The organism is Collinsella sp. AM36-4AA (assembly GCF_003467795.1).
GTDB lineage: Bacteria > Actinomycetota > Coriobacteriia > Coriobacteriales > Coriobacteriaceae > Collinsella.
The window spans coordinates 10,164-10,458 of record NZ_QSHS01000040.1 but is presented as its reverse complement, the minus strand read 5'-3'; the positions used below and the strand labels follow the sequence as shown (position 1 = coordinate 10,458).

General features: G+C 71.5%; 1 protein-coding gene. It reads left to right on the top strand.

Annotated elements, in window-relative coordinates:
* The coding region (locus tag DW850_RS10455) for a sugar nucleotide-binding protein (RefSeq protein ID WP_233540666.1) at positions 1-295 on the top strand (295 nt) is incomplete at both ends.

The following is a 295-nucleotide window of genomic DNA, read 5'->3' as shown; positions in this document are numbered from 1 at the left end:
ATTCGCAGTACGACTGGTCGCTCTACGGCGCCGTCATCAACTGCGGCGCCTACACGGCGGTCGACAGGGCCGAGACCCCCGAGGGCCGCGTGACCGCCTGGAAGGCCAACGCGACGGGGCCCGCGCTTCTCGCACGCACCTGCGCCGGGCACGGGATCACGCTCGTGCACGTCTCCTCCGACTACGTCTTCGACGGCACGGCCGAGGTGCATGACGAGGACGAGCCGTTCTCCCCGCTGTCCGTCTACGGCCAGACCAAGGCCGCCGGCGACATCGCCGTGGCCGGCTGCCCGCG